Source organism: Streptomyces sp. Ru62, assembly GCF_002920615.1.
In the GTDB taxonomy this organism is placed as follows: domain Bacteria; phylum Actinomycetota; class Actinomycetes; order Streptomycetales; family Streptomycetaceae; genus Streptomyces.
The window spans coordinates 376806-395582 of sequence record NZ_PQSU01000001.1 but is presented as its reverse complement, the minus strand read 5'-3'; the positions used below and the strand labels follow the sequence as shown (position 1 = coordinate 395582).

Annotated in this window: 19 protein-coding genes and 1 tRNA gene; 13 read left to right on the top strand and 7 right to left on the bottom strand. The window is 70.8% G+C overall.

All coding sequences use genetic code 11. The features are described from left to right. Positions 1-10 precede the first annotated feature (10 nt). Positions 11-1051 (bottom strand): SMI1/KNR4 family protein, encoded by a 1041-nt coding sequence (locus tag C3492_RS01920; RefSeq protein ID WP_103809926.1) that lies wholly within the window; start codon positions 1049-1051, stop codon positions 11-13. 287 nt (positions 1052-1338) lie between these two features. On the opposite strand from C3492_RS01920, the gene C3492_RS01915 reads away from it, so the two are divergent. Beyond that, positions 1339-1854, top strand: a complete 516-nt coding sequence (locus C3492_RS01915; protein WP_103809925.1) for a YwqJ-related putative deaminase — start codon at positions 1339-1341, stop codon at positions 1852-1854. A 58-nt stretch (positions 1855-1912) separates the two neighbouring features. Then, entirely contained in the window at positions 1913-2407 is a 495-nt protein-coding gene (locus tag C3492_RS01910; RefSeq protein ID WP_103809924.1) for an SUKH-3 domain-containing protein, read from the top strand. A gap of 228 nt (positions 2408-2635) precedes the next feature. On the opposite strand, the gene C3492_RS01905 is transcribed toward C3492_RS01910, so the two are convergent. After that, entirely contained in the window at positions 2636-3469 is an 834-nt protein-coding gene (locus C3492_RS01905) for a TIGR04222 domain-containing membrane protein (protein WP_181140142.1), read from the bottom strand. Between the two features lie 79 nt (positions 3470-3548). Beyond that, on the bottom strand, positions 3549-4859 hold the full coding sequence (locus tag C3492_RS01900; protein ID WP_103809922.1) for a sensor histidine kinase: 1311 nt from the start codon (positions 4857-4859) through the stop codon (positions 3549-3551). Positions 4860-5025: 166 nt separating this feature from the next. Here C3492_RS01900 and C3492_RS01895 point away from each other — a divergent pair, with 166 nt between their 5' ends. From C3492_RS01895 to C3492_RS01865, 7 genes are all read left to right on the top strand, one after another. Further along, positions 5026-5886 (top strand): helix-turn-helix domain-containing protein, encoded by an 861-nt coding sequence (locus C3492_RS01895; RefSeq protein WP_103809921.1) that lies wholly within the window; start codon positions 5026-5028, stop codon positions 5884-5886. A gap of 14 nt (positions 5887-5900) precedes the next feature. Next, positions 5901-5976, top strand: a tRNA-Gln gene (locus C3492_RS01890). A 124-nt stretch (positions 5977-6100) separates the two neighbouring features. Continuing rightward, entirely contained in the window at positions 6101-7549 is a 1449-nt protein-coding gene (gene glmU / locus C3492_RS01885; protein ID WP_103809920.1) for a bifunctional UDP-N-acetylglucosamine diphosphorylase/glucosamine-1-phosphate N-acetyltransferase GlmU, read from the top strand. A gap of 154 nt (positions 7550-7703) precedes the next feature. Beyond that, complete coding sequence (locus C3492_RS01880; protein WP_103809919.1) at positions 7704-8684, top strand: ribose-phosphate diphosphokinase; 981 nt, start codon at positions 7704-7706, stop codon at positions 8682-8684. Between the two features lie 219 nt (positions 8685-8903). Further along, positions 8904-9497 carry a 50S ribosomal protein L25/general stress protein Ctc gene (locus C3492_RS01875; RefSeq protein WP_103809918.1) on the top strand — a complete coding sequence of 198 codons (594 nt, stop codon included), beginning with the start codon at positions 8904-8906 and terminating at the stop codon, positions 9495-9497. Positions 9498-9572: 75 nt separating this feature from the next. Continuing rightward, complete coding sequence (pth, locus tag C3492_RS01870; protein WP_103809917.1) at positions 9573-10175, top strand: aminoacyl-tRNA hydrolase; 603 nt, start codon at positions 9573-9575, stop codon at positions 10173-10175. Between the two features lie 52 nt (positions 10176-10227). Beyond that, positions 10228-10734 carry a hypothetical protein gene (locus C3492_RS01865; RefSeq protein ID WP_181140141.1) on the top strand — a complete coding sequence of 169 codons (507 nt, stop codon included), beginning with the start codon at positions 10228-10230 and terminating at the stop codon, positions 10732-10734. Between the two features lie 63 nt (positions 10735-10797). On the opposite strand, the gene ppc is transcribed toward C3492_RS01865, so the two are convergent. Beyond that, the gene (ppc, locus tag C3492_RS01860; RefSeq protein WP_103809916.1) at positions 10798-13530 is read right to left on the bottom strand and encodes a phosphoenolpyruvate carboxylase; all 2733 of its coding nucleotides are present in this window, start codon (positions 13528-13530) and stop codon (positions 10798-10800) included. A 304-nt stretch (positions 13531-13834) separates the two neighbouring features. Between ppc and C3492_RS01855 the strand changes: the two genes are divergently transcribed. Together C3492_RS01855 and C3492_RS01850 are read left to right on the top strand one after the other, a co-directional pair. Next, positions 13835-14842 carry a fatty acid desaturase gene (locus tag C3492_RS01855; RefSeq protein ID WP_103809915.1) on the top strand — a complete coding sequence of 336 codons (1008 nt, stop codon included), beginning with the start codon at positions 13835-13837 and terminating at the stop codon, positions 14840-14842. Beyond that, positions 14839-15516, top strand: coding sequence for a TetR/AcrR family transcriptional regulator (locus tag C3492_RS01850; protein ID WP_103809914.1), 678 nt, complete (start codon positions 14839-14841; stop codon positions 15514-15516). The genes C3492_RS01855 and C3492_RS01850 overlap by 4 nt, the downstream gene beginning before the upstream one ends. A gap of 5 nt (positions 15517-15521) precedes the next feature. Here the strand turns inward: C3492_RS01850 and C3492_RS01845 are convergent, their stop codons facing one another. Together C3492_RS01845 and C3492_RS01840 are read right to left on the bottom strand one after the other, a co-directional pair. Then, positions 15522-15884, bottom strand: a complete 363-nt coding sequence (locus C3492_RS01845; RefSeq protein ID WP_103809913.1) for a VOC family protein — start codon at positions 15882-15884, stop codon at positions 15522-15524. A gap of 2 nt (positions 15885-15886) precedes the next feature. Further along, positions 15887-16699 (bottom strand): trans-aconitate 2-methyltransferase, encoded by an 813-nt coding sequence (locus tag C3492_RS01840; protein ID WP_103809912.1) that lies wholly within the window; start codon positions 16697-16699, stop codon positions 15887-15889. 88 nt (positions 16700-16787) lie between these two features. Here C3492_RS01840 and tamR point away from each other — a divergent pair, with 88 nt between their 5' ends. Next, positions 16788-17285, top strand: a complete 498-nt coding sequence (gene tamR / locus C3492_RS01835) for a MarR family transcriptional regulator TamR (RefSeq protein WP_014673201.1) — start codon at positions 16788-16790, stop codon at positions 17283-17285. Here tamR and C3492_RS01830 read toward each other — a convergent pair. Beyond that, positions 17244-18011, bottom strand: a complete 768-nt coding sequence (locus C3492_RS01830) for a response regulator transcription factor (RefSeq protein ID WP_103809911.1) — start codon at positions 18009-18011, stop codon at positions 17244-17246. The two genes, tamR and C3492_RS01830, sit on opposite strands and share 42 nt — an antisense overlap. Positions 18012-18321: 310 nt before the next feature. Between C3492_RS01830 and C3492_RS01825 the strand changes: the two genes are divergently transcribed. Then, entirely contained in the window at positions 18322-18777 is a 456-nt protein-coding gene (locus C3492_RS01825) for an N-acetyltransferase (RefSeq protein ID WP_181140155.1), read from the top strand.

Sequence of the window (18777 nt, the reverse complement as noted above, 5' to 3'; positions counted from 1 at the left end):
CGCTCGCAGCTCACTCCCCCACCGGGCCGGAAGACGCCGAGCCGGAAGACACCGGGACGACACGGGCGAAACCGCCGTCCACCATCAGACGGGCCACCGTCTCCAACTCCGGCGGACTACCGGCCAGCCGGGACAGGAACACGTCGAAGTCGTCGCCGCACGGCAGCAGCAGACGCTCCACCCGCTCCGCCGGCGACCACGACGGATCCACGTCCCGCACATCGTCGTACGCGCAGAACCACACCGAACCGACCCGCTCGCCCTTCACCTTCACCGCGAGCAACCCGCCCTGCACGAAGGTCACCCCGAGGTAGTCCTTCGTCAGATGGTCACGCAGGCACTTGTTCACGTACACCAGGTCATTGACCGCTGCCTCGTCCCGCACCGTGAAGAACGGCTGGTCCAGCAGCAGCCCCAACTCGGCGTCCAGCGCCGTGCCGACCGGCGCGCAACCGCCCGCCGCCTTCAGGAACGAGCGGTAGGCACCCGGCAACCGGTAGCCGAGATCCTCCTCGACGCCCTGCACCTGCGCCTCCGTCACCGCCACACCCGACTTCGGCAGCCCGAAGTGCGCCGGCCGCGACTCCTGCAACGGCCGCGTACCGCGCTTGCCATGGTCCACCGGCGCCGTCGCCACCCCGCCGTGATGCCGCAGCAGTGCCTTCACCTCGACCGGCACCAGCTCCAGCCGCCGCGTACCCGCCACGTGGTGCCACGTCCAGCCGTGCGGCGTCGCCACGTCCGGCACCGTGTCCCACAACTCATGCCCCGCCGCCGCCAACGCCGCGTTCGCCGACACGTAGTCCGTCAGCCGCAGTTCATCGACCCCGAAACCCTCCGGCGGCTCGGCGATCTCCACCGCCACGCGCGCGTACGGCGAGAAATCCGGGTAACCCCGCTCATCGACCCGTACCCCTCTCGGGTGACGTGCCGCCCGGACCGGATCCGGAAAGTGCACGACCTGCCCGGCGTAGGCCGCGTTCGGCGGCGCGGCTGGTCCACCGGCCTGGCCGCTGGGCGGTGCACCCAGCCCGAGCCGACCTGTCGTCATGGCGGTTGCCCCCTGCGGCGTTCTCTCTGGCCTGAACGGCGGTGTCGATCGCGGACGGCGACAGCCTATGCGGTACGCCAACCCCGGTCACCGGCCCACCGCATCCCCACCCCCGCACCCGTCGGCCCCCACCGGCACCCCCGCCCCGCACCGTCGTGACCAGCCGTCACCCCACCGTCACAGCCCGCCCGGACACGGGCGTGTCGCACCGCCCCAGCTTCCACACCAGCCACGGCATTTGGCACCCTGTGTCCTTCGGGGGGATGCCCGGGGAGGGAAGAACGATCATGAATGCTCTGCAGACCGGAGGTACCGACGTGCGGGCCGGCGACCCTCGCATCGACTGGAGCAGCACCGACACACCCCCCGCCCCCACCCTCCGGCACCGCCGCGACGGCATCCTGCCCACCGTCGCCGCCGCCCTCTCCGTCCGCGGCGCCACACTCACCGGCACCGCCGCCCGCAGCGACCAGCCCCCGGCCCTGCACCCCCTCGTCCAGGACTTCCTCGACACCCTCACCAGCGACCAACGCGACCGCTTCACCGGCCGCTGCGCCGAGACCATCCTCATCTCCCGGCACATCGCCGCCGCCGACGCCGCCCGCAGCAAACGCGCCGCCCGCAGACCCATGACCAACGGCGAAGCCCGCAAAGCCCTCAAACACGCCAAACTCACCGCCCGCCGCATACGCGAGGACGGCGACCCCCTCCACGGCAGCTTCGCCGCCCCCTGCCGCGCCTGCACCGCCCTCAGCGCCCACTTCGGCGTCCGCATCGTCGACCCCACCGCCACCGACGACTGACCCCCGGCGGCCGCCGGCACCACCTGAACCACCAGCACGCACGACGATCGAAGGGCAGATGCACCCCGACCGCACCTCGACCACGCGCTTCCCCGTACCCGTCGACGCCGCCCTGCGCGCCGCCGGCTGGCAACCCGGACGCTGGGACATAAAGCAGGCCGAGATCTGGGCCGACGCCCTGCGCGAACACACCTCACCCGCCGGACACCGGCACACCGTGTTCCCCGCCGCGGTCGAAGCCTGGGCCGAATTCGGCGGCCTGAGCATCACCCCCGCCGGCCCCGGCCGCCAGATCGCCCCCGCCGGCCTCCACGTCGACCCCCTCCACGGCCTCCACCACGCCCGCACCCTCGGCGACCTCGGCCGCGCCCTCGGCACCGAACTCAGCCCCCTCGGCGAGGAGACCGACAACGCCGCCCTCCTCGCCATCGACGCCGAAGGCCGCGTCTACACCATCGACCACACCGGCGACTGGTACCTCGGCCCCGACATCGACCACGCCCTGTCCACCCTCGTCACCGGCATCCAACCGGTCCGCCTCACGGCCGGCTGACACCCCGACACCCACCACCGCCGACCGACACCCGGCACACGGCACCGCCACGTCACCGCCCCGGCACGCCGCACCACCGAGCCGACGCCCCGCGGACACGCCCCATCGCCGACCGACACCCCGGCACACCCCACCACCGACCGACACCGCCCCGGCACGCCGCACCACCGACCGACACCGCCCCGGCACGCCGCACCACCGAGCCGACGCCCCGCGGCACCCGCGTCCCTACAGCCCGCCCAGCCCCGGCGGGTCGTCGTAGCCGGGGTCCGTGGACCCCGACGAAGGCCACCTCGTCGCGTCCTCCAGACGCCCCAGCTCGTCGTACATCCAGCCACGAGCCGCCTTCCCCAGACGCACGGCCGCCTCCCCCCGAAGCCCGTCGTTCCCCTCCGGCGCCCACACCCCACTCGGCAACCGGGCCTCATGCGCGGCAAGCGCCGCCCGCCCCGCCTCCGACAGCCACCCGGACCCCACACCCTCATGACGATGAGCCCGCGCACCGGCGACCATCACCACCACCACGACCGCCAGGACGACCCACACCGGCCCGTCCTGCGCCGCCGCGACAGCCACCGCCGCCACCCCCAGCAACCCCGACACCCAGTGAGCCACCCACAACAGGAAGTCGGCCGCATCGAACGCCCGCACCCGCGACGGACTGCCGTCGACCAGCCCCCACTGCGCCAGACGGTCACCAACCGCATCGATCGCCGGACGCCTCACCAACCGGTCCATCCGCCGCCACACCCGGCGCCGCGGCCGCACACCGAGCACCCCGATCACAGCCGCCTCCACCACGTCCCGCGGCACCGGATCAGTGATCGTGACCACCCGGTCCCGCACCGACAACCGCCCGCCCAGCAGCATCGACGCCATCGCCGTCCGCGCGACGTACTCACCCCGGCCCGAGAGGAACGCCACCTCGTACAGACCCAGCTCCACACCCTCCGGCCACGCACCCACCGGCGCCTCCGCACAGCGCCGGTACGCCCGGCGGAAGAACCAGCCGGCGACCCCCGTCACCACACAGCACAGACCGAGCAGAACCCCCCACGCCACCGCTCCCCCCTCGGCCCCGGACACGGAAACCCGGCGACCCGCCCCCTGTATGCCCCCGCCACGACAAGGTCACCCACCCCTACGCCGGAATCACCGCCGACACCCGGAAACCCCCCGCGTCCGTCGGACCCGACACGAACACCCCGCCCAGCGCCACGACCCGCTCCCGCATCCCCACCAGGCCGTTCCCACCCGACGGCAACCCCGCCGCCGACGCCGACGCCGGCTCCGGCGGCGGCTCGTTCTCCACCTGCATCGCGATCTCCGACACCCGGTGCGCCAACCGCACATGCGTCTTCGCACCCGCCGCGTGCTTGTGGACGTTCGTCAACGCCTCCTGCACCACCCGGTACGCCGTCTGCTCGACCTCCGCCGCATACGACCGCACCTCCCCCTCCACCGACAGATCCACCACCATCCCCGCCGCCGCCGACTGCCCGATCAACTCGTCCAGCTCCGACAGACACGGCCCCTCCACCGCCCCCTCCGCCTCGGCCACCCGGGAAGCCGCCGCCGCGGCCGCCTCCCCCACCGCCACCAACGGCGCCGACGCCGCACGCCGGCCCGCGTCCTCCCCCGCCCGCAGCACCCCCAGCATCTCCCGCAACTCGGTCAGCGCCTGCCGCCCCATGTCCCCCACCAACGCGGCATTGCGCACCGCCTTCTCCGGGTCCTTCCGCGCCACCGCCTGCAACGCCGCCGCATGCACCACCATCAGACTCACCCGGTGCGCGACCACGTCATGCATCTCCCGGGCGATCCGCGTCCGCTCCTCGTTACGCGCCCACTCCGCCCGCTCCTCCGCCCGCTCCGCGAGCAACTGCAGCTCCCGCTCCAGACTGTCCGCCCGCTCCCGCAAGCTCTCCATCAACCGCCGCCGCGCCCCCACGTACAGCCCCAGCAACACCGGCGGAGCCGTCAGCCCCAACGCCGTCGTCACCGCCGCGAACGGCACGAACCAGTCACCCAGCGTCAGATCCCCGCGCGACATGTCCTGCCGCACCCGCACGAACGTCACCACCGCCGTCCCCAGCAGCGACATCCCCGACAACGCCCCGATCACCCGCCGCGGCAGCTCACACGCGGCCAGCGTGTACAGACCGACCACGCCCATCAGGAAACCCATCTGCGCGGGCGTGATCGCGATCGCCACCAGCACCACCGCGATCGGCCACTTCCGGCGCACCAGCAGCACCGAACCGGCGACCAGACCGAACACGATCCCCACGGACGCCGGAATCCCCGCGTCCCGCGCGAACGGAACCCCCTCCGCCGCGCACTCCACGGCGGACACCAGCGCCAGCGCCCCGTCGAGCACCGCGCTGCGCCGCCTCACCCACCACCAAGGGCCGGTCAGCGCCCTCTCGTGGTCTTCCCCCGTCATGGTCATGCGTCCAGCCTACGGGCGAGCGGTGCGGCATTTCCGGTGACTTTCGCCTACCACCACACGCCACACTCCGTAACCGAACGACCTCGAAACCACCCGCTATCCCTCGAACTGGTGAACCTCCCCCGTTCGACCCCGGAACCCCACATTCCGTCCGGACGGTATGCGTATGGCACATTCACCAGGCAAATACGCCGACTTCGAGGGACTCAGGGAACAGGCGGTGGCACTCCGCCGGGCCGGCCGCAGCCTCCGGCAGATCCGCGACGAGCTGAAGATCTACAACAACGACGTCCTCAACCAGCTGGTGAAGGGCGAGCCCCCGCCGGCCTGGACGAGGCGCCCGAGGGCGAAGGACGACCTGCGAGCGCGGGCACGAGAGCTGAGGCTCCAGGGCTGGACCTACGACCAGATCGAGGCGGAGCTGGGCTGCTCACGGAGTTCGGTGTCGCTGTGGGTACGGGATCTGCCGAAGCCGGCACCCAGGTACACACCAGAGGAGCAACGGGCTCTGATGCAGGAGGGCCTGGCAAAGCGCCGCGCTGCCGACAGGGAGAAGCTGGAGCGGACGAAAGCAGCAGCCCTCGACGAGGTCGGTGAACTCACCGATCGCGAGCTCTTCATGGAGGGAATCGCCCTTTACTGGGCAGAGGGGGCAAAGAGCAAGCCGTACGACCGCCGGGAACGTGCGATCTTCGTCAACAGCGACCCGGGCGTGATCCGAACCTACCTGGCGTGGCTGGACCTGCTCGGCGTGGATCGCGAGCGCCTGACCTTCCGGGTGCTCATCCACGAGTCAGCGGACGTCGCGGCCGCCCATCGCCACTGGGCGGACATCGCCGATGTCGACCCGGGTGTCTTCGCCAAGCCGACATTGAAGCGGCACAACCCCAAGACGGTCCGCAAGAACATCGGCGACGACTACCACGGTTGCCTTGTCGTCGGCGTAGCCAGAAGTGCCCATCTGTACAACCGCATCGAAGGATGGTGGAACGGGATCGTGGCCCAGGCCCAGGCACGTCTCGGGTAAGGTCTGAATCGCTGTCCCCCGTGGTGTAACTGGCAGCACACTGGTTTTTGGTACCAGCAGGACAAGGTTCGAATCCTTGCGGGGGAGCCACAGCACACAAGACCCAGGTTCGGGCCCTGACACCACCGTCAGGGCCCGTACTCATGTCCCCCTCAACCCACCCCGGTATCCTGCGGCTGTCACCCCCACCCACCCACAGCCGAAGGGCAACCCCGTGAGCGCCATTCGCCCGGCCGCCGTCGTCGTTCTCGCAGCGGGTGAGGGCACCCGTATGAGGTCGGCCACACCGAAGGTCCTGCACGACATCTGCGGCCGTTCCCTGGTCGGACACGTACTGGCCGCCGCACGTGAGCTGGACCCGCAGCACCTCGTCGTCGTGGTGGGCCACGCCCGTGAGCAGGTCGGCGCGCACCTCGCCGAGATCGATCCGGCCACCAGGACCGCCGTGCAGGCGGAGCAGAACGGCACGGGGCACGCCGTGCGGATGGGGCTGGAGGAGCTGGGCGGGTCCGTCGAGGGGACGGTCGTGGTCGTGTGCGGGGACACCCCGCTGCTCACGGCCGAGACGCTTCGGCGGCTGACCGAGACGCACGGCGCGGACGGCAACGCCGTGACCGTGCTGACCGCCGAGGTCCCGGACGCGACCGGTTACGGCCGGATCGTGCGGGACGGGGCGACGGGTGCCGTCACCGCGATCGTGGAGCACAAGGACGCGTCCGAGGCGCAGCGGGAGATCCGGGAGATCAACAGCGGTGTGTTCGCGTTCGACGGGCAGTTGCTGGCCGAGGCGCTGAAGAAGGTGCGGACGGACAACAGTCAGGGTGAGGAGTACCTCACGGACGTGCTGGGGATCCTGCGGGAGGCCGGGCACCGGGTGGGGGCGTCGGTGGCGGCCGACCATCGTGAGATCGCCGGGATCAACAACCGGGTGCAGCTCGCGGAGGCGCGGCGGATCCTGAACGACCGGCTGTTGGAGCGGGCGATGCTGGAGGGGGTGACGATCGTCGATCCGGCGACCACGTGGGTGGATGTGACCGTCACCTTCGAGCGGGACGCGGTGGTGCATCCGGGGACGCAGCTGACGGGGTCGACGCGGCTGGGTGAGGGTGCCGAGGTGGGGCCGAACTGCCGGCTGAAGGACACGGAGGTGGGTCCGGGGGCGCGGGTGGACAACACGGTGTCCGACGGGGCGGTCGTGGGGGCGGGGGCGTCCGTGGGGCCGTACGCGTATCTGCGGCCGGGGACCCGGCTGGGTGCGAAGGGCAAGATCGGGACGTACGTCGAGACGAAGAACGCGTCGATCGGGGAGGGCACGAAGGTGCCGCACCTGTCGTACGTGGGGGACGCGCGGATCGGTGACTACACGAACATCGGCGCGGCGAGCGTGTTCGTGAACTACGACGGTCAGGACAAGCATCACACCACGGTGGGGTCGCATTGCCGGACCGGTGCGGACAACATGTTTGTGGCTCCTGTCACGGTCGGGGACGGTGCCTACACCGCGGCGGGGTCGGTGATCACGAAGGATGTGCCGCCGGGTTCGCTGGCCGTGGCCCGTGGTCAGCAGCGGAATATCGAGGGTTGGGTGGCTCGGAAGCGTCCTGGGAGCGCGGCGGCGAAGGCGGCCGAGGCGTCGTCCCGGCCGGGTGGGAACGAGGACTGACCGGAAACGCGTGCGCCGAACACGGCGTACCGTGATAAGTGCACTTTCGCACGTGTGCACCCTGCATCCTTACCAGCTGATACGGCCTCTCACGCCCAGCCGAGAGGTCGCCGAGCAGCCGGCTGGCTGAGACAACCTCTGAGGAGACTGTGCTGTGACCGGGATCAAGACGACCGGCGAGAAGAAGATGATGTTCTTCTCCGGCCGCGCCCACCCCGAGCTTGCCGAGGAGGTCGCCCAGCAGCTGGGTGTCGGGGTCGTCCCGACGAAGGCCTTCGACTTCGCGAATGGTGAGATCTACGTCCGTTATCAGGAGTCGGCTCGTGGTGCGGACTGTTTCCTGATCCAGAGCCACACGGCTCCGATCAACAAGTGGATCATGGAGCAGTTGATCATGATCGATGCGCTGAAGCGTGCTTCAGCGCGGTCGATCACCGTGATCGTGCCGTTCTACGGTTACGCGCGGCAGGACAAGAAGCACCGGGGTCGTGAACCGATCTCGGCGCGTCTGATCGCGGATCTGATGAAGACGGCGGGTGCGGACCGCATCCTGACCGTGGATCTGCACACGGATCAGATCCAGGGTTTCTTCGACGGTCCGGTGGACCACTTGTTCGCGCTGCCGCTGCTGGCGGACTACGTGGGTGCGAAGGTGGACCGGGAGAAGCTGACGGTGGTGTCGCCGGACGCGGGCCGGGTGCGGGTGGCGGACCGGTGGTGTGACCGGCTCGGTGCGCCGCTGGCGATCGTGCACAAGCGGCGTGACAAGGACGTGGCGAACCAGGTGACCGTCCACGAGGTCGTGGGTGAGGTCAAGGGTCGTGTGTGTGTCCTGGTGGACGACATGATCGACACGGGTGGCACGATCTGTGCGGCTGCGGACGCGTTGTTCGCGCACGGTGCGGAGGATGTCATCGTGACGGCGACGCATGGTGTGCTGTCGGGTCCGGCGGCCGATCGGTTGAAGAACTCGCGGGTGAGTGAGTTCGTGTTCACGAACACGCTGCCGACGCCGGGTGAGCTGGCGGCGGATCTGGACAAGATCAAGGTGCTGTCGATCGCTCCGACGATCGCGAGTGCGGTACGTGAGGTGTTCGAGGATGGCTCGGTGACCAGCCTCTTCGACGAGCAGTGAGGTTTCTGCACTCACTTCCGCACCTCCTCGCGCATCCCCTTGCGCACCGGTAGGTGATCGTTTTGGGTACGGCCTCCCCCTCCGAGTAGACTGCTGCAGTTGCTCGGCGAGGGAGGCCGTACTCGTGTACGGCGGTCCGTTATCGACGCGCTCTTCGTAGCAGGCCGTTCGTGGCCGGGTGACCACGTCCGTTCCGAGTTCCTACGAGGAGTGATCCACATGTCCGAGGTGAAGCTCAGCGCCGAGACCCGCACCGAGTTCGGCAAGGGTGCGGCCCGCCGCATCCGCCGTGACAACAAGGTGCCGGTCGTTCTGTACGGCCACGGCTCCGACCCGCTGCACCTGACCCTGCCGGGCCACGACCTGCTGCTGGCGCTGCGTACGCCGAACGTCCTGATCTCCCTGGACATCGACGGCAAGAGCAACGAGCTGGCGATCCCGAAGGCCGTGCAGCGCGACCCGCTGAAGGGCTTCCTGGAGCACGTCGACCTGCTGCTGGTCAAGCGTGGCGAGAAGGTCACGGTCGAGATCCCGGTGCACGTCGAGGGCGAGCTGGCCCCGGGCGGCAACCTGCTGGAGCACGTCCTGGACGCGCTGCCGGTCGAGGCCGAGGCCACGCACATCCCGGAGCAGGTCACCGTCTCCGTCGAGGGTCTGGCGGCCGGTGCCTCCATCCACGCGAAGGACATCACGCTGCCGAACGGCGTGTCCCTGGCCGTGGAGGAGGACGCCGTGGTGATCCAGGTCCTCCAGGCCCAGGCCGAGGAGACCGAGGGCGAGGCCGCCGAGGGCGAGGAGGCGGCGGAGGCCTGATCCTCCCCGTCGTCATCATCTGTTCAGCCGCCGCCTCCCTCGCCGGGGGCGGCGGCTGGCGCGTATCAAGGAGACATGGACGTGACCACCGCCGCCAGTGATCCCTGGCTCATCGTCGGGCTCGGCAATCCCGGGCCGGAGTACGCCATGAACCGGCACAACATCGGGTTCATGGTGGCCGACCTGCTCGCGGAGCGGATCGGGGGGAAGTTCAAGCGGGCGGGCAAGGCGCAGGCGCAGGTGCTGGAGGGGCGGATCGGTCCGGCGGGGCCGGGGAGCCGTCGGGTGGTGCTGGCGAAGCCGATGTCGTACATGAACCTGTCCGGTGGTCCGGTGAACGCGCTGCGGGACTTCTACAAGGTTCCGGTGGGGAACGTGGTCGCGGTCCATGACGAGCTGGACATCGACTACGCGACGCTGCGGCTGAAGCTGGGTGGCGGTGACAACGGGCACAACGGTCTGAAGTCGATGACGAAGGCGATGGGTGCGGACTACCACCGGGTGCGGTGCGGGATCGGCCGGCCGCCGGGCCGGATGCAGGTGGCGGACTTCGTGCTGAAGGACTTCTCGTCGGCGGAGCGCAAGGAGCTGGACTGGTTCGTGGACCGTGCGGCGGACGCGGTGGAGTGTCTGGTGACGGAGGGGCTGGAGCGGGCGCAGAGCGCGTACAACTCCTGACTTGTCCTGGCTTGGACCTGCGGGGAGTTGACCGGCCGTAGGGGTATGGCCAATGATCCCGGCCATGCCTGCCTCAGCCAGTACCGCTCGTCAGGCGTCCGTGTCCGCGTTGCGGTTCGGGCGGGTGGCGGCGATGGGTGCGCTCGCCGCGCTGATTCTGTTCGCCGGGGTGCGGGGGTCCTGGGGGACCGCCCAGCACGTGATGCTGGCGAAGGGGCGTGAGTCCGGCACGGTGACGGTGACGCGGTGTGTCGGGGACACCTGTGCGGGGCCGTTCACGCCGGCGTCGGCGGGGGCGCGGCCACGCGCGCGCGTGGAGATCGGGAAGTCGGTGGCGGTGCGTACGGGGGCGACGTACGCCGTGGTGCTCAAGCCCGGTACCGCGGAGGCCGTGCGGTCGGGCCCGGCGGGCATCCTGTACGCGTGGGTGCCGTTGGGCGGGGCGCTGCTGCTGGCCTCGGTGGTGGTGGCGGGCGGGATGCGGCTGGTCCGTGCGGCGTGGGTGCTGGGGCTGTCCGGCGCGGTGCTGTTGACGGCGGCGTTCGCGGCGGTGCAGTGAGACGAGCGAAGAGGGTGCCCCCGGGGTCGTACGACCTCGGGGGCACCCTCTTCCGCGAGCGGGTCAGCCGGTGTTGCGCAGGCCCGCCGCCACGCCGTTGACGGTGAGGAGCAGGGCGCGGGAGAGCAGCGGGTCGGGGTCGGTGCCGGCCGCGGCGGCGTCGCGCTGCCGCTTGAGCAGGGTGACCTGGAGGTAGGAGATGGGGTCCAGGTAGGCGTCGCGGATGGCGAAGGTCTGCTTGAGGACCGGCTGGGCGTCCAGGAGTTCCTGCTCGCCGGTGACCCGCAGGACTTCGCGGACGGTCAGCTCGTGTTCGGCCTTGATGGTGTCGAAGACGTGCTTGAGCTCGTCGGGGACGAGGGTGTCGACGTAGTGCTGGGCGATCCGCAGGTCCGTCTTGGCGAGGGTCATCTCGACGTTGGAGATGAAGTTGCGGAAGAAGTGCCACTGTTCGTGCATCTCGCCGAGCACGGTGTCCAGACCGGTTTCCCGCAGCGCCTTGAGGCCGGAGCCGACGCCGAACCAGCCGGGCACGATCTGCCGGGACTGGGTCCAGCCGAACACCCACGGGATGGCGCGCAGGCCGTCGAGCGAGACGCCCGAGCCGGGGCGGCGGGAGGGCCGCGAGCCCAGGTGCAGCTCGGCGAGCTGGTCGACGGGCGTGGAGGCGAGGAAGTACGCCGGGAGGTCGGGGTCCTCGACCAGGCGGCGGTAGGCGGCGTGGGCGGCGTCGGAGACGACGTCCATGGCCGCGTCCCAGCGGGCGAGGGCCTCGTCGGACTGGCGGGGGGCGGTGTGCAGGGCGGAGGCCTGGAGGGTGGCCGCGACGGTCAGTTCCAGGTTCTCCCGGGCGAGGGAGGGGATGAGGTACTTGTCGGAGATGACCTCGCCCTGCTCGGTGACCTTGATCTCGCCCTCCAGGGTGCCCCAGGGCTGGGCGAGGATGGCGTCGTGGGAGGGGCCGCCGCCGCGGCCGACGGTGCCGCCGCGGCCGTGGAAGAGGCGCAGGCGTACGCCGTAGCGGTGGGCGACGTCGCGCAGCCGGCGCTGGGCGCGGTGGATCTCCCACTGGCTGGTGGTGATGCCGCCGAACTTGGAGGAGTCGGAGTAGCCGAGCATGACCTCCTGGACGTCGCCGCGCAGCGCGACCAGGCGCCGGTAGGACGGGTCGGAGAGCATGTCCTCCAGGATGGTGTCGGCGGCCTTCAGTTCGTCGGTGGTCTCCAGGAGGGGGACGATGCCGATCTTGGCCCAGCCGGCGTGCAGGTCCAGCAGTCCGGCCTCGCGGGCGAGGACGGCGGCGGCGAAGACGTCGTCGGCGCCCTGGCACATGGAGATGATGTAGGACTCGACGACCTCGGGGCCGAAGACCTCCAGGGCCCTCTTGACGGTCTCGAAGACGCCGAGGGTCTTCTGCCCGGCGGCGTCGACGGGGGCCGGGGTGGGGGCGAGCGGCCTTCTGGAGCGCAGTTCCTTGGCGAGGAGCCTGGCGCGGTAGTCGCGGGGCATGTCGGCGTAGCGCCAGGACTCCTCGCCGAGCCGGTCGAAGAGCTGGCCGAGGGCGTGGTGGTGGGCGTCGGCGTGTTCGCGGACGTCCATGGTGGCGAGCTGGAGGCCGAAGGCGGCGAGGGTGCGGATGGTGCGGGCGAGGCGGCCGTCGGCGAACAGGCCGCCGCGGTGCTCGCGCAGGGAGGCCTGGATGATGCGCAGGTCCTTCAGCAGTTCGCCGGTGCCGAGGTAGTCGCGGCCTTCCTCGTGCGGGGTGCCCTTGGCGAGGCGCTGCTTGGTGTTCTCCAGCTTCTGCCGGATGCAGGTGGCCTTGAGCCGGTAGGGCTCCTCGGCGTTGAGGCGCTTGTAGCGGGGGCTGATCTCGGGGAGCAGCTCCAGGTCGGTCTTGAGGGAGTCGAGGAGTTCCTCGGTGGCGCCGGTGTAGCGGATGGAGTTGGAGAGCAGTCCGCGCAGCTCGTCGATCATCTCCAGGGCGTCGTTGATGCCGTGTTCGTGCTGGAGGATGAGGACGTCCCAGGTGACCTGGGGGGTGACGTTGGGGTTGCCGTCGCGGTCGCCGCCGATCCAGGTGCCGAAGGTGAGGGGGCGGGTGTCGTCGGGGAGCTTGACGCCGACGCGTTCCAGTTCGGCGGTCAGGTCCTCCAGGACGTCTCCGACGGCGTCGGCGTGCAGCTCGTCCAGGTAGTAGATCGCGTTGCGGGCCTCGTCGGCGGGTTCGGGGCGTACGACGCGCAGTTCGTCGGTCTGCCAGACGAGGTCGATGTTCTCGGCGAGGCGGACGTCGTGGCGGCGGCGGTCGGTGTCGAGGACGGGGGTGTCCAGGAGCGCGGCGATGCGCCTCAGCTTGTTGAGGACGGACCGGCGCGCGGCCTCGGTGGGGTGCGCGGTGAAGACCGGGCGGACGTTGAGGTTCTGGACGGTCTGCTTCAGGTGCTCGGGGTCGGCGTCCTTGAGCCGGTCGGCCGTGCGGGCGAGCAGGCCGCCCTCGGCGGCACGCCGGGCGCGCAGTTCGCGGCCGCGGTGCACCTGTTCGGTGATGTTGGCGAGGTGGAAGTAGGTGGAGAAGGCGCGGACCAGCTTGGCCGCGGTGTCCAGTTCGGTGCCGCGCAGCAGCTCGGCGGCGGCGTCACCGTCTTCGCGGGTGAGGCGGCGGACCTTCTCGACCAGGTCGAGGAGCTCGGGGCCTTCCTGCCGGACGAGGGTCTCCCCCAGGAGATCACCCAGCCGGCGGATGTCGGCGCGCAGCTCGCTGCTGGTCGTGGTGGTCTGGTCGTCGGCACTGCTCACAGGTGCGGCTCCTTGCAGTGTTGAAGCTCGTCTGGGAGGGAACCCGGCCGGCTGTCACACACGGCGGGTGCCGCATACGGGCCGGAGGGTCCGGGAAGGAAACTTCAGCGGACCGCGCTGTCCGACCGAGTCCAAGGATAGGTGGCCATGTGGACGCGCAGGCTCTGGGGCTCTTGCCGCCGCGCGACACGCTGCCATACTTACGATGCCGTAGGTTACGGAACCGTAGGGAAGCGCCGTCGACTTCCGTACGGTCGCCGCGGCCCGGCATCTGCCTCGACCATCGACCCCACAGGGGACGCGCATGACCTCAAGTTCCGATGTGATCGAAGAAGCCCGTAAGGCCACCGACACACCCCCTCCCTCCGCCACGCTGGGCGGCGAGCAGAAGCGTTCGATCGAGCAGATCACGCTGCTCCTGTTCATCACCGTGCCGTTCCTGGCACTGGTGGCGGCCGTGCCGCTGGCCTGGGGATGGGGGGTGAGCTGGCTCGATCTGGGCCTGCTGGTCTTCTTCTACTTCCTGGGGTGCCACGGCATCACGATCGGTTTCCACCGGTACTTCACCCACGGTTCGTTCAAGGCGAAGCGGCCGCTGCGGATCGCGCTCGCGATCATGGGTTCGCTGGCGGTCGAGGGTCCGCTGGTGCGCTGGGTGGCCGATCACCGCAAGCATCACAAGTTCTCCGACGCGGAGGGCGACCCGCACTCCCCGTGGCGGTTCGGCGAGACGCTTCCGGCGCTGATGAAGGGCCTGTGGTGGGCGCACATCGGCTGGATGTTCGACGAGGAGCAGACCCCGCAGGAGAAGTACGCGCCGGATCTGATCAAGGACCCGGCGATGCGGGCGATCTCCCGGCAGTTCGTGCTGTGGACGGCCGTGTCCCTGGGACTGCCGCCGCTGATCGGCGGTCTGGCGACGATGTCCTGGTGGGGCGCGTTCACCGGGTTCTTCTGGGGTTCACTCGTCCGGGTGGCGCTGCTGCACCACGTGACCTGGTCGATCAACTCGATCTGCCACGCGGTCGGCAAGCGGCCGTTCAAGTCGCGGGACCGTTCGGGCAACGTGTGGTGGCTGGCGGTGCTGTCCTGCGGCGAGTCCTGGCACAACCTGCACCACGCGGACCCGACGTCGGCGCGGCACGGTGTGATGCGCGGCCAGATCGACTCCTCGGCCCGGTTCATCCGCATCTTCGAGCTGCTCGGCTGGGCGTACGACGTGCGCTGGCCGTCACGCTCGCGTATCGATTCGCGCCGTGACACCGGGGAAGGCGGCTCCCGGCGCCGGGGGGAGACGGCCGAGGCGGCATGATTGACGCCGTGGCGACCGACTCCAGCAGCACCTCAGGCAACGACAAACCCCGGCGGACCCGCCGGACCCGTATGACCGGTGCCGAGCGCCGCCAGCAGCTGCTGGAGATCGGTCGCACCCTCTTCGCCGCCAAGGGCTTCGAGGGCACGTCGGTGGAGGAGATCGCGGCGAAGGCCGGGGTGTCCAAGCCGGTGGTGTACGAGCACTTCGGCGGCAAGGAGGGGCTGTACGCGGTGGTCGTGGACCGCGAGATGCGGCGGCTGCTGGACATGGTCACCAGCTCGCTGACGGCCGGCCATCCGCGTGAGCTGTGCGAGCAGGCCGCGTTCGCCCTCCTGGACTACATCGAGGAGTACACGGACGGGTTCCGCATCCTGGTCCGCGACTCCCCGATCCCCCAGTCCACGGGCTCATTCGCGTCCCTCATCTCGGACATCGCCACCCAGGTGGAGGACATCCTGGGCCGCGAGTTCAAGTCGCGCGGCTTCGACCCCAAGCTCGCCCCTCTGTACGCCCAGGCGCTGGTCGGCATGGTCGCGCTGACCGGGCAGTGGTGGCTGGACGTGCGCCGCCCGAAGAAGTCGGAGGTGGCGGCCCATCTGGTGAACCTGGCGTGGCACGGCCTGGACGGTCTGGAGCAGAAGCCGCGCCTGATAGGGCACCGCAAGAGCTGAGCGTCCTAGGGGGCCGGTTCCAGGAACTCCAGCCGGTTGCCGACGGGGTCCTCGGAGTAGAAGCGCCGGTGGCCGGGGAGGGCGTCGTCCCAGGTGACGGGCGCGCCGAGCGCGGTGAGCCGGGCCGCGTAGGCCTCGATGTCCCGCACCCGCAGCCCGGGGTGGGCCTTCTGCGCGGGCCGGAAGTCGCGCTGGATCCCCAGATGGAGCTGGACGAAGCCGGCCTCGAACCAGCAGCCGCCGCGTGCGGCGAGCGCCGGCGGCTTGGGGATCTCGGTCATGCCGAGGACACCGGTGTAGTAGGCGCGCAGCCGGTCCTCGGATCCGACGGGGGCGGCGAGCTGGACGTGGTCGAGGGCGACGAGCACGCTCAGGACTCCTTCACGGCCACGGCGAACAGTCTCCGGAACGGCAGGACCGTGCCGTACGGCGCGCTCGGGTACGCCTCTCGCAGCAGGTCCCGGTACTCGGTGAGGAATGTGTCGCGGGCCTGGGGATCGTCGGCGAGGGCGGTCAGGGCGGGGCGCAGGCCGGTGCCCTTCACCCAGTCGAGGACGGGGTCCTCGCCCTGGAGGACGTGGAAGTACGTCGTCTCCCACACGTCGGCCGCGCAGCCGAGGCGGGTGAGGCGGTCCAGGTAGGTGGCGGGGGTGTGCACGGAGTCCGTGCGGCGCAGGACGTCGGCGAGGCGGTCGCGCCAGCGGGGCGTGCCGGCGAGGTCGCGCATCAGGGCGTGCAGCGGGGCGTCGATGTTGTCCGGGACCTGGAAGGCGAGGGTGCCGCCGGGCGCGAGGGCGGCGATCCAGTCGGCGAAGCGGTCGGCGTGGCCCGGCACCCACTGGAGGGTGGCGTTGGAGACGATCAGGTCGTACGGCTCCGTGGGCGTCCAGGTCCGCACGTCGGCGTGGGCGAAGTCGAGCCGGCCGCCCCCGGCCGTGGGCCCCTCGTGGTCGACGTGGGCCTTGTCGAGCATCTCGGGCGAGTTGTCGTAGCCGGTGATGCGGGCGGTGGGCCAGCGGCCGGCGAGCAGGGCGGTGACGTTGCCGGGGCCGCAGCCGAGGTCGGCGATGCGGGGCCGGTCGCCGGGGAGGGCCGGGATCCGGGCGAGGAGGTCGGCGAAGGGCCGGGCCCGGTGCCCGGCGTGGCGGAGGTACTGGGCGGGGTCCCAGCTCGGCGTCGTCATGCCCCCACTGTTCCCGTCAGTTTCTCTCGATGTCAAGAGACTCGACTTCAAGAGACTTCACATCGACACAACCACTACACTGATCTCCATGGAGGACGAGGTCGATCGGCTGGTCGCAGCGTGGCGCCGGGAGCGTCCGGACCTCGACGTGGAGCCGCTGGAAGTGCTCAGCCGGGTGAGCCGACTCGCCCGGCACCTCGACCGCGCCCGCCGGCTGGCCTTCGCCGAGCACCAGCTGGAGCCCTGGGAGTTCGACGTGCTGACCGCGCTGCGGCGCGCGGGCACGCCGTACCAGCTCTCCCCCGGTCAGCTGCTCACACAGACGCTGGTCACCTCGGGCACGATGACCAACCGCATCGACCGGCTGGCGAAGAAGGGCCTGGTCGAGCGGCTGCCCGACCCCAGCGACCGGCGGGGCGTGCTGGTCCGGCTGACCGACGAGGGCCGCGACCGCGCGGACCAGGCGCTGGCGGGCCTGCTGGAGCAGGAGCGGGCGATCCTCGCCGAGCTGTCCCGCGCCCAGCGCGCCGAGCTGGCCGGCCTGCTACGCCAGCTGACCGCCCCGTTCGACAACATTCCCGGTTAGGTCCACCGGGCCCACCCCGGCCCGCCGGGCCAGCGCGACGGCGGCCAGCGTGGAGTGGACGCCCAGCTTGCCGAGGACGTTCTGCATATGGGTGCGGACGGTGTGCGGGGACAGGAACAGCCGCTCGGCGACGGCCTTGCGGCCGAGTCCCGCGACCATGCAGCGCAGCACCTCCCGCTCGCGCGGGGTGAGGGACTCCACCAACCGCTCGCTCTCGGTGCGGTGCTTGCGCGCCGCCGTCAGCTCCTTCAGCACGCCGGTGAGCAGCGCGGGCGGCAGATGCGTCTCCTCACGCAGCACCCCCCGGATCACCGTCAGCAGCCGGGACAGCGAGCAGTCCTTGGCGACCCAGCCGGACGCCCCCGCCTGGAGCGCGAGGGCCGCGCGGCGCGGGTCGTCCTTCTCGGCGAGGACGACGATCCGTACGGCCGGGTGGGCTGCCCGGACCCCGGTGACGAGCGAGATCCCGTCGACCAGGCCCTCCTCGTCGCCCTCCTGCACCGGCACGGCCGGGCGGACGCCGGGCAGCCGGCCGCCCAGGTCGGCGTCGACCAGCAGGACGTCGTAGCGCCGGCCCTCGCCGGCCGCGCGCTCCAGGCAGCGCAGCGCGGCCGGGCCGCTGCCGGCGGCGGAGACGTCGACGTCCGGCTCGGCGGCCAGGGCGGCGGCGAGCGACTCGGCGAAGATGCGGTGGTCGTCCACGACCAGGACTCGGATGCGAACCACGTAACCCCCTTCCCCAGGCTCCGCGTGGAGCAGGGGATACCCAAGGTCCGGAAAGCTCCGGAATTGGTTGGTCCGGAAAAGCCCGGAAAGGATCCGGAGAACGACGACCGGCGCGGGTACGACACCCGCGGACTGGGGACGCGCACCGCACGGCCGCCGCCGTTGCGGACACTGCTACCCCCACCGCGGGCGCCGTACCCGCCTGTCTCGCCCCCTGAGCGGCACCGGCCCCCACCGGTGCTGCTCCACAGAGTACGGATGGGAGCACGCAACGGAAGGCGAATTGCAGAACTGGCCGTCCGACGCGTTTATGGTGTGCCGCATGTTTCGTATTGAGGCGGAAGTCGACAAAGAGCGACGTGAACTGCTCCGCGCACGGCTGTGGGACACCAACACGGCGGCGTCCCCGGTCCTGGCCGCGCTGCGCGGCACGCCCGGCGAACGCGAGGTGCCCCTCCACCTCTGGGCACTGGACACCGCCGGCGACCTGGCGGGCGGCCTGGTCGGCCACACCTGGACGACCTGGCTGCACGTCACCTACCTGTGGGTGGACGCAGCACACCGCGGCGCGGGCCTGGGCACCCGCCTGCTGGCGGAGGCGGAACGCATCGCCACGACCGACCGCGGCTGCACGGGCTCCCGCCTGGAGACCTGGAACTTCCAGGCCCCGGAGTTCTACCGGAAACAGGGCTACGAGGTGGTGTCCGTGATCCCCGACTACCCGCCGGGGATCACGGAGTACACACTCACGAAGCGACTGGGCTGA

Bases quoted from the DNA above. Each gene is read 5' to 3' on its own strand.
- C3492_RS01920 (WP_103809926.1), bottom strand. From the start codon at position 1,051: ATGACGACAGGTCGGCTCGGGCTGGGTGCACCGCCCAGCGGCCAGGCC.
- C3492_RS01915 (WP_103809925.1), top strand. From the start codon at position 1,339: ATGAATGCTCTGCAGACCGGAGGTACCGACGTGCGGGCCGGCGACCCT.
- C3492_RS01910 (WP_103809924.1), top strand. From the start codon at position 1,913: ATGCACCCCGACCGCACCTCGACCACGCGCTTCCCCGTACCCGTCGAC.
- C3492_RS01900 (WP_103809922.1), bottom strand. From the start codon at position 4,859: ATGACCATGACGGGGGAAGACCACGAGAGGGCGCTGACCGGCCCTTGG.
- C3492_RS01895 (WP_103809921.1), top strand. From the start codon at position 5,026: ATGGCACATTCACCAGGCAAATACGCCGACTTCGAGGGACTCAGGGAA.
- C3492_RS01875 (WP_103809918.1), top strand. From the start codon at position 8,904: ATGTCCGAGGTGAAGCTCAGCGCCGAGACCCGCACCGAGTTCGGCAAG.
- pth (WP_103809917.1), top strand. From the start codon at position 9,573: ATGGACGTGACCACCGCCGCCAGTGATCCCTGGCTCATCGTCGGGCTC.
- C3492_RS01865 (WP_181140141.1), top strand. From the start codon at position 10,228: ATGATCCCGGCCATGCCTGCCTCAGCCAGTACCGCTCGTCAGGCGTCC.
- C3492_RS01855 (WP_103809915.1), top strand. From the start codon at position 13,835: ATGACCTCAAGTTCCGATGTGATCGAAGAAGCCCGTAAGGCCACCGAC.
- C3492_RS01850 (WP_103809914.1), top strand. From the start codon at position 14,839: ATGATTGACGCCGTGGCGACCGACTCCAGCAGCACCTCAGGCAACGAC.
- C3492_RS01840 (WP_103809912.1), bottom strand. From the start codon at position 16,699: ATGACGACGCCGAGCTGGGACCCCGCCCAGTACCTCCGCCACGCCGGG.
- tamR (WP_014673201.1), top strand. From the start codon at position 16,788: ATGGAGGACGAGGTCGATCGGCTGGTCGCAGCGTGGCGCCGGGAGCGT.
- C3492_RS01825 (WP_181140155.1), top strand. From the start codon at position 18,322: ATGGTGTGCCGCATGTTTCGTATTGAGGCGGAAGTCGACAAAGAGCGA.